Below are 8,260 nucleotides of genomic sequence, written 5' to 3' on the forward strand. Positions count from 1 at the left end.
ACCCTCCAGGTCACGCACCTGCGCGCCGTTGAACGACTCGACCGGCACCATCCGCGGCCGCACGTACAGCTCCACCGGCTCGACCCAGACCGTCTGCCGCACCAGCAGCCCCAGGGGGTCGGCGCGGTGGTACACCGCCGGGCCGATCTGCAGCACCCCGCGCCGGTCGGTGTCGACGGCACGCGACTCGGCCAGCGACTGGCCCGGGCGCAGCGTCGGGAACCGCAGCCAGCCGTCCTGCTCGCCCGCCGGCAACCTCACCAGCGGCTGGAACACGGGCCAGCGTCCCTGCGCGGTGACCCGCACCGTCGCCGTCACGCCCTCGCCGACGACCGCGGCCCGCGGGTACAGGCTGATCGCGCTGCGGACGCGCGCGGGCACCAGCATCCACGGCAGGCAGCACACCAGCAGGGCCGCGAAGAGGGCGCCGATGAGCCGCATCTCCGCCAGACCCGCCCAGTGGCCCGCCGCCCACGCCAGCACGGCCACGACGAGCACCCCGCGGCCGGCCGGTGAGAGCAGCCGCAACGGCACCAGGACCCCGCCCAGCACCGTACGGAGGGCCCGCCGCACCTTCGGCACGGTGCCGCCGCTCAGAGCCGCTGGACCGGTGGCGGCACCGTGTCCAGCAGCTGGGTGATGACGTCGGTGACCGAGACGCCGCTGAACTGCGCCTGCGGGTCGAGCAGCAACCGGTGGCACATGAGCGGCTCGGCGAGGTGGGTGACGTCGGCAGGCACGACCCCGGTACGGCCCTGCGAGACCGCCCACGTCTTCGCGGCGCGGACCAGGGCCAGGCAGCCGCGCGCCGAGAGCCCCATCCGTACGTGCGGGAGCTCGCGGGACGCCTCGGCGAGCTGGCGCACGTAGCGCGCCACCGACGGGTCGACGTACACCCCGGCGGCGATCTGGGACAGCTGGCGCACCGCCTCCTGGGTGATGACGGGGCGGATCAGCGAGGCGCGGTCGCGCACCGCGGACCCCAGGATCAGCTCCTCGGTGGCCTGGGCGTCCGGGTAGCCCACGGAGGTCTTCATCAGGAACCGGTCGAGCTGCGCCTCGGGCAGCTGGTACGTCCCGGCCTGCTCGACCGGGTTCTGGGTGGCGATCACCATGAACGGCGTCGGGACGTCGTGGGTGACGCCGTCGACGGTGACGTGCCCCTCCTCCATGACCTCCAGCAGCGCGGCCTGGGTCTTGGGCGAGGCACGGTTGATCTCGTCGGCCAGCACGATGTCGTGGAAGATTGGGCCGGGGTGGAACGAGAAGGCGCCCTTGTGCTGGTCGTACACGGTCACGCCGGTGACGTCGGTGGGCAGCAGGTCGGGGGTGAACTGGATCCGGGCGTGGGTGCCCTCGATCGCGTTGGACAGGGCGCGGGCCAGCATCGTCTTGCCGGTGCCGGGCATGTCCTCCAGCAGCAGGTGGCCCTCGGAGACCAGGCAGGTGAGCGCGAGGCGGACCACGTGGTCCTTGCCCAGGACGGCCTTGCCGATGGTGTCGGCCACGGCGGTGAAGGTGTCGCGGAACCACACGGCGTGGTCGTTGGTGATCGTCATCTGTGGTCACTCCCTGGACCGCTGGTGGGTGCCCCACACTGCGGACGTCGGCGCTTCGGGCGTTTGAGACACTGGGCGGGTGCGGTTCCTCTCCCCCGGTCTGGTCGGTGGCACGTTACTCGGTGCCTTTGTCGTCGGCTTCGGAATCTGGCTGGGTTTCTGGCAGATGGACGTGTGGCAGGCCGAGCGTGAGGCGCAGGCGGTCGACCGTACGCACCTCGAACCGGTCGCCCTGACCGACGTGATGGGCCCCGACGACGCGTTCCCCGCGCAGCAGGTCGGACGTCCGGTGACCCTGTCCGGGACCTGGCTCGACGGCGGGTTCTGGGTCGAGGGCCGCACCTTCGAGGGCCGGGACGGCTACTGGGCGGTCTCGCCGTTCAGCGTCGGCGGCGACGGCGAGCCGGCCATCCTGGTGGTGCGCGGCTGGTCGGAGACGACCGACGCCGACCCCGACGGGCAGGCGCCGACCGGCAACGCCGAGCTGACCGGCTGGCTTCAGCCCAGCGAGGGATCGATGGCCGTCGATGACGACCCCTCCGACGACGTCTTCCCCGAGGTCCGCGTCGCCGACGCCGTCCAGCGGGTCGACGTCGACCTCTACACGGGCTACGTGGTGCTCCACGAGGAGCAGCTCTCCGCGCTGCCCGAGGCCGACTCGTCGACCGGCCTGCAGAACCTCCTGTACGCCGTCGAGTGGTGGTTGTTCGCCGCGTTCGCTGGGTACATCTGGTGGCGCTGGGCCGCCGACACGGTGATCGCGCAGCGCAAGGCGGAGGAGGGGGACGACGAGGGCGAGGACGGGGACGGCGACGCGCGCGACGCCGGGCCCAGCCCGGAACCGGCCGCCGCGCGTGACGGTGACGAAGTCGACGCCGTCGACGAGGCCCGCCTCTCACCGCCCGCCGGATAACCTCGTCGGGTGCGCAAGAACCTCCGCTTCTACCAGGTGATGGCCTCGATCGTCGGCGTGCTGCTGATCGTCCTGTGCCTGATCGGCGTCCCGCTGGCCAACTTCGACGGCACCGAGATGTGGGGTGTCTTCTCCTCCACCCCCGTGCTGGTCTCGCCCGGCTCGGAGATCCAGGGCGTCGGGGAGGCGATCACCTCGTACCTCGGCACCGCGCACGGCTGGCTCTACATGATCTTCCTGTTCAGCGCGTTCACCCTGTCGCGCCGGGCCCAGTGGCCGATGGCGTTCACCCTGGTGACGCTGCTGATGGGCACCGTGCCGGTCCTCTCCTTCTGGTCCGAGCGGCGCGCCACCAAGCGCCTGCTGGCCGAGCACCCCGAACTGAGCGCCAAGGCTCAGGCCGAGGCTCCCGTCGCTGGCTAGGCTCGCCGCATGCCCCAGCCGCTGACCGCTTTCGTCCTCGGCGGTGGCGGCGTGCTCGGGGCCGTCGAGGTCGGCATGCTCCGCGCCCTGCTGGAACGCGGCTTCACCCCCGACCTGGTGCTGGGCACCAGCATCGGCGCCGTCAACGGTGGGGTGGTCGCGCGTGACCCGTCGCTGGCCGTGGTCGAGCGGCTCACCCAGTTGTGGGGCGAGACCGCCGAGAGCAAGGTCGTGTACGGCGACAACCCGCTGCGGACCGTGCACCGGATGGTCACCTCGCGCACCCACGTGTACTCCTCCGAGCCGCTGCGCGAACGCATCGAGGAGGAGCTGGGCGGCCTGACCTTCCGCGACCTCGCGGTCCACTTCGAGGTCTGCGCCTCCAGCATCGAACGCTCCGCCGAGCACTGGTTCTCCCGCGGCGACGTGGTGGAGGCGATCATGGCGAGCGCCGCCGTCCCGGGCCTGCTGCCGCCGGCGCGCGTGGTCACCGAGTACGGCGAGGAGCACTTCCTCGACGGGGGGCTGGTCAACTCCATCCCCGTCGGGCGGGCCGTCGAGCTCGGTGCACGGCGGATCTTCGTGCTGCAGGTGGGGCGGATCGACCGCCCGATGAAGGCACCCACCCAGCCGTGGGAGGTGGCCCGGGTCAGCTTCGAGGTGGCACGACGGCACCGGTTCCACCGCGAGATGGCGGCCCTGCCCAGCCACGTCGAGGCGCACGTCCTCCCCGCCGGCGGCACCTCCGACAAGGACGACTCGTTGTTCGCGTTCCGTGACTTCGCCGTCGTGCGGCGCAAGATCGAGGAGTCGTACGACGCCTCGCGGGCGTACCTGGACGAGGTCTTCGGGACGATCTGACGCTGGGCTTGCGTCATGCGTACGGGCTCGGGGGACGGTGCGTCATGCGTGCGCGCGCAGGCGACCCCTTGCGTCATACGTATGCGCGCAGGGGGACGGAGCGTCATACGTACGCGCCCGCCGGGCCCCCTGCGTCATGCGGATCCGAGGCAATAGGTCCGGATCCGGATGACGGACCCCGGCCGTACAGGGCCCGCGTCTGACGCAGCGCGCGCTGCCGACGGTTCGTATGACGCCGAGCCCCGGCCCGAGCCCACGCCCGAGGCCCCGAACGGCACGCAGCCCCGGAGAGGCTCCCCGGGGCTGCGTGCTGCGTGCGGTGCTGAGGTCGGTCAGCTCTTGGGTACGTCGTCGACGTCGATGACCTCGGCCGGCGCGTCGGGGTCGGTGGCCTCGTGCGGCTCCTCCACGGCGTCGCTGATCGACTCGGCGGGGCCGGCCCCACCCTCGTCGTCGCTGGCCTCGGGCTCGGCCGGGGCGTCGGACGCTGCCGCAGCCGCGGGGGCTGCGGGCTCAGCCGCGACGGGCGCCGGCTTCGGCGTCGTCGTGGGGGCCGGGGTCGGGGTGTACGACGCCTGCCAGTTGGCGTCCTGGGCCTTCTTGGCCCGGGCCTTGGAGAAGATCACGCCGCCGACCGCGGCGAGGATCGACACCAGCAGGAACTTCTTGAGCTTGCCGCCCTTCTTCTTGGGTGCCTCGTCGGCGTGCAGGACCTCGTCGGCCTTGGTGAGCGCCTCGTCGGCCTTCTCCTTGGCGGTCTCGACGATGGTCTCGATCGTCGGTCCGACGGACTCGGCGAGGTGGCCGGCGAGACCCTGTGCGGACTCGCTGGCCTGGTCGACTACGTCCTGGGCAGTCTCGAGGAGCGACTTCTTGCTGCGGCGTGCCATCCGTGGCCTCCTTCTGGGCGTGGTCCGTCCATCTCACCATGCTCCGCCAAGCCGCGGCCAGAGGCGTTGGTCCTTCCAGGGCGTGGGAGGATCGACCCGTCAACAACCACATCGCCGCGCCCGAGGAGGCGCGCGATCGGAGAGAAGGCACACCCATGGCTGACCCCAAGGCCGTCCTGAAGACCAACAAGGGCGACATCACGATCAACCTGTTCCCCAACCACGCTCCCGAGACGGTGAGCAACTTCGTCGGCCTGGCCGAGGGGACCAAGGAGTACAAGGACGACGCCGGTCGCAGCGGCGAGAAGTACTACGACGGCCTCGGTTTCCACCGCGTCATCGACGGCTTCATGATCCAGGGCGGTTGCCCGCTCGGCACGGGCACGGGCGGCCCCGGCTACACGTTCAAGGACGAGCCGCACCCCGAGCTGGTCTTCGACAAGCCGTACCTGCTCGCCATGGCCAACGCCGGCCCGGGTACCAACGGCTCGCAGTTCTTCATCACCGTGGGCGCGACCCCGTGGCTGAACTTCAAGCACACCATCTTCGGCGAGGTCGCCGACCAGGCCGGCCGCGACGTCGTCGACGCCATCGCCAAGGTCCGTACCGGCGCGATGGACCGTCCGGCCGAGCCGGTCATCATCGAGTCCGTCACGATCGAGCAGTGACCAGGTCCTGACGACCTGACCCGAGGACAGACGGACCGCCGATGAGCCAGCCCCCCGAGGACCGGACCGCCCACGAGGTGCCCACCTGCTACCGGCACCCCGACCGGGAGACGTGGATCCGGTGCCAGCGCTGCGACCGGCCGATCTGTCCCGACTGCATGAACGACGCCTCCGTCGGCTTCCAGTGCGCCTCGTGCGTCAAGGAGGGGCACCGCGACACGCGGCAGCTCCAGGGAAGGTTCGGCGGCAAGCGTGTGGCCAACCCGACGATGACCTCGATGGTGCTCATCGGCATCAACGTCGTCGTCTGGTTGGCGATCAACGCCACCGGGAGGTACTCCTCCACGCTGCTCGAGTGGCTGCAGCTGTCCCCCGCCGGGCGCTGCGTCTCCACCGGCACCACCGACGGCTGGTACCCGGGCGTCAACGAGGCGATCTGCTCGGGGATCAACGGTGGCGACGGCGCGTGGCGCACCGGCTTCTTCGACGGCGCCTGGTGGCAGCCGCTCACGAGCGCCTTCACCCACGTCGAGGTGTGGCACCTCGGCATGAACATGCTGGTGCTGTGGTTCCTCGGCCCGCAGATCGAGGCTGCCCTGGGGCGTACCCGTTTCCTGGCCGTCTACCTGCTCGCCGCTCTCGGCGGCTCGGTGGGCGTGCTGTGGTGGAGCTCGGCGTACGGCTCGACCGTCGGTGCCTCCGGCGCCATCTGGGGTCTGCTCGGGGCCCTGCTGGTGCTGGCGCTCAAGGCGCGCCGCGACACCGGCCAGGACAACGGCGCCGTACGCAGCGTGCTGACCTGGATCGGCATCAACGTCGTCTTCTCGTTCGCCGTCGGTGGCATCTCCTGGCAGGCCCACTTCGGCGGGCTCATCGCCGGCATCGTCGCGACCGCCGCGGTCGTGCTGGCGCCCCGCCAGCACCGTACGGCCCTGCAGTGGGGGACCCTCGGCGTCATGGCCGTCGTCCTCGTGGGTCTGATGGCCCTGCGCGTCGTCGTCGGCTGAGGCGCCGCAGTACCAGTGGCTCCCGGTGACCCCAACGTGGGGACATCGCCCCAATTTGGGGTCACTCGGCGAGGGTGGGCCGGCTTGGGGTCACTCGGCGAGGTCCGTGGGGCCTGACGACCTCTCCGACCGTCCCCAACTCGGGCGGGGTGGCTCCCAGTGACCCCAACGTGGGGACATCGCCCCACATTGGGGACATCGCCACCCGGGCCGCGGAGCCGGGGCGCGGCGGGCCGGGGCACGGCGGGCCGGGGGAACGGCGGGGCCGAGCAGCGCCTCCCCAACGCCCACCCCACGGCTGTGTACAAGCCTGTGGACAAAGGCCCCCATTTCCCACAGGTGTGGACAGCCTTGTGGAGAACTACACGGATGTAACTCTCCACAGGTTTTCCCCACACTGTGGAGAACTTCACCGGTGTGATTCCCCCAGCCTGTGGACAGACGGTGGAGAGGGCGCGCCCTCGATCCGCACGCGCTCCGGAGGCCGTACGGACCTGCCGGGAACGACAACGGCGCCGCCCCGGTGGGGGACGGCGCCGTGAGGTCGGTGAGGGGGAGGGTCACTCCCACTTCGTGGCGAAGGCGAAGCCCGCGCCCATGAAGGCGATGCCCACCACCAGGTTCCACTGCTGCAGGTCGTTGAAGACCCAGATCTTCGAGAGGTCCTGCGCGAAGACGTAGTAGACGCAGATCCAGACCAGCCCGATCAGGAAGCACGCCAGCATCCCGATGACGACGCCGCGGCCTCGGCCCAGCGGGGTGTCGGGGTGGGCGGAGACGATCAGGCCGATCATGATCGAGGCGAACCCGATGACGTAGTTCCAGCGGCCCAGGTCGGCGATCGCCTTGGGGGACCCCTTCTCCACGGGCATCGCCATCGGGTCGGGGCGCACGCCGACGTAGTACCACGTGATCCACGCGATCCCGGCCACCACGAGCAGCAGCGCGATGATGAGGCGGACCGACAAGGTCTTGGCCTTGGGCTCCTCGACGAACTTCGACTTGGACACAACCACTCCCTAGCGGGGCACTGGACTTCACAGGTACGGGCACGTGGGCGGGTACGCCAACAGCGGTGACGTAGCCACCGGGGAGATAGCGTAGTCGCCATGCCCCACGGATCCCACGAGCGCCCCGCTCGGCGTCCCACCTGGAAGGTGGCGACGCCGGTGGCGGTGACCCTGTGCGGGATCCTCTTCGGCGTCAGCGCGGCGCAGTCCGAGGGACGCGACCTCCGCGGCGGCCGACTGACCGACCTCGCGTCGGTCGTGCAGGCGGAGAGCGAGCGTACGAGCGCACTCACCGAGAAGGTGGCCGCACTCAACGCCGACATCGAGGAGCTCTCCAGCGGCCTGGGCGACCGCAGCGTCACCCGGGTGCAGCGCCAGGTCCGTACGCTCAGCGACCCCGCCGGGCTCACGCCGGTGACCGGGCAGGCTGTGCAGGTGACGCTCGATGACGCGTCGCTGGAGGTGCGACAGGCGGCGATGGAGGCCGACGACGAGCTCACCGCCAACGACTTCGTGGTGCACCAGCAGGACATCCAGGCCGTCGCCAACGCCCTGTGGCGGGCGGGTGCCGAGGCCGTCACCATCCAGGGGCAGCGGCTCGTGTCGACCACGGGCATCAAGTGCGAGGGCAACTCGGTCACGTTGCACGGCGTCCCGTACGGCCCCCCGTACGTCATCGTCGGTGTCGGTGACACCACCAAGATGTTCGGCGAGCTCGAGGCCGACCCCATCCTGCAGGAGTACCGCACCTGGGCCTTCGCGCCCGGCGGTGGCGTCACGTGGGAGACCGAGTTCCTCGGCGAGGTCACCGCACCGGCGTACGAGGGCCTCACCGACCTCAGCTGGGCCAAGCCGATCGAGGGCTGAGCCTCGGGGCGTGCGTCATGCGTACGCGCTCGGGTCGGGTGTGCGTCATGCGTACGCGCTCG

At 70.8% G+C, this 8,260-nt stretch carries 10 protein-coding genes; 6 read left to right on the plus strand and 4 right to left on the minus strand.

Annotated features, from left to right (window positions below):
• Together ACI379_RS05865 and ACI379_RS05870 are read right to left on the minus strand one after the other, a co-directional pair.
• A partial coding sequence (locus ACI379_RS05865) for a hypothetical protein (protein WP_439791141.1) occupies positions 1-573 on the minus strand: 573 nt, incomplete at its 3' end.
• 20 nt (positions 574-593) lie between these two features.
• Positions 594-1,559 carry an AAA family ATPase gene (locus ACI379_RS05870; RefSeq protein ID WP_439791142.1) on the minus strand — a complete coding sequence of 322 codons (966 nt, stop codon included), beginning with the start codon at positions 1,557-1,559 and terminating at the stop codon, positions 594-596.
• A 79-nt stretch (positions 1,560-1,638) separates the two neighbouring features.
• On the opposite strand from ACI379_RS05870, the gene ACI379_RS05875 reads away from it, so the two are divergent.
• From ACI379_RS05875 to ACI379_RS05885, 3 genes are read left to right on the plus strand one after another with little or no spacing between them, the layout of a single operon-like run.
• The gene (locus tag ACI379_RS05875) at positions 1,639-2,472 is read left to right on the plus strand and encodes an SURF1 family protein (protein WP_439791143.1); all 834 of its coding nucleotides are present in this window, start codon (positions 1,639-1,641) and stop codon (positions 2,470-2,472) included.
• Positions 2,473-2,481: 9 nt separating this feature from the next.
• Entirely contained in the window at positions 2,482-2,895 is a 414-nt protein-coding gene (locus tag ACI379_RS05880; protein ID WP_439791144.1) for a DUF3817 domain-containing protein, read from the plus strand.
• Between the two features lie 9 nt (positions 2,896-2,904).
• A complete protein-coding gene (locus ACI379_RS05885; RefSeq protein WP_439791145.1) occupies positions 2,905-3,756 on the plus strand; it encodes a patatin-like phospholipase family protein in 852 nt (283 codons plus the stop codon).
• Positions 3,757-4,088: 332 nt separating this feature from the next.
• Here ACI379_RS05885 and ACI379_RS05890 read toward each other — a convergent pair whose 3' ends face one another.
• Positions 4,089-4,646, minus strand: a complete 558-nt coding sequence (locus tag ACI379_RS05890; RefSeq protein WP_439791146.1) for a hypothetical protein — start codon at positions 4,644-4,646, stop codon at positions 4,089-4,091.
• A gap of 155 nt (positions 4,647-4,801) precedes the next feature.
• On the opposite strand from ACI379_RS05890, the gene ACI379_RS05895 reads away from it, so the two are divergent.
• Both ACI379_RS05895 and ACI379_RS05900 read left to right on the plus strand, forming a co-directional pair.
• Positions 4,802-5,314: a peptidylprolyl isomerase gene (locus tag ACI379_RS05895; RefSeq protein ID WP_439791147.1), complete on the plus strand. Its 513-nt coding sequence runs from the start codon at positions 4,802-4,804 to the stop codon at positions 5,312-5,314.
• A 41-nt stretch (positions 5,315-5,355) separates the two neighbouring features.
• Complete coding sequence (locus tag ACI379_RS05900; protein WP_439791148.1) at positions 5,356-6,321, plus strand: rhomboid family intramembrane serine protease; 966 nt, start codon at positions 5,356-5,358, stop codon at positions 6,319-6,321.
• Between the two features lie 560 nt (positions 6,322-6,881).
• On the opposite strand, the gene ACI379_RS05905 is transcribed toward ACI379_RS05900, so the two are convergent.
• Positions 6,882-7,331: a cell division protein CrgA gene (locus tag ACI379_RS05905; protein WP_439791149.1), complete on the minus strand. Its 450-nt coding sequence runs from the start codon at positions 7,329-7,331 to the stop codon at positions 6,882-6,884.
• A gap of 99 nt (positions 7,332-7,430) precedes the next feature.
• On the opposite strand from ACI379_RS05905, the gene ACI379_RS05910 reads away from it, so the two are divergent.
• Positions 7,431-8,198, plus strand: coding sequence for a DUF881 domain-containing protein (locus ACI379_RS05910; protein ID WP_439791150.1), 768 nt, complete (start codon positions 7,431-7,433; stop codon positions 8,196-8,198).
• Positions 8,199-8,260 lie beyond the last annotated feature (62 nt).

Source organism: Nocardioides sp., assembly GCF_051876515.1.
GTDB lineage: Bacteria > Actinomycetota > Actinomycetes > Propionibacteriales > Nocardioidaceae > Nocardioides.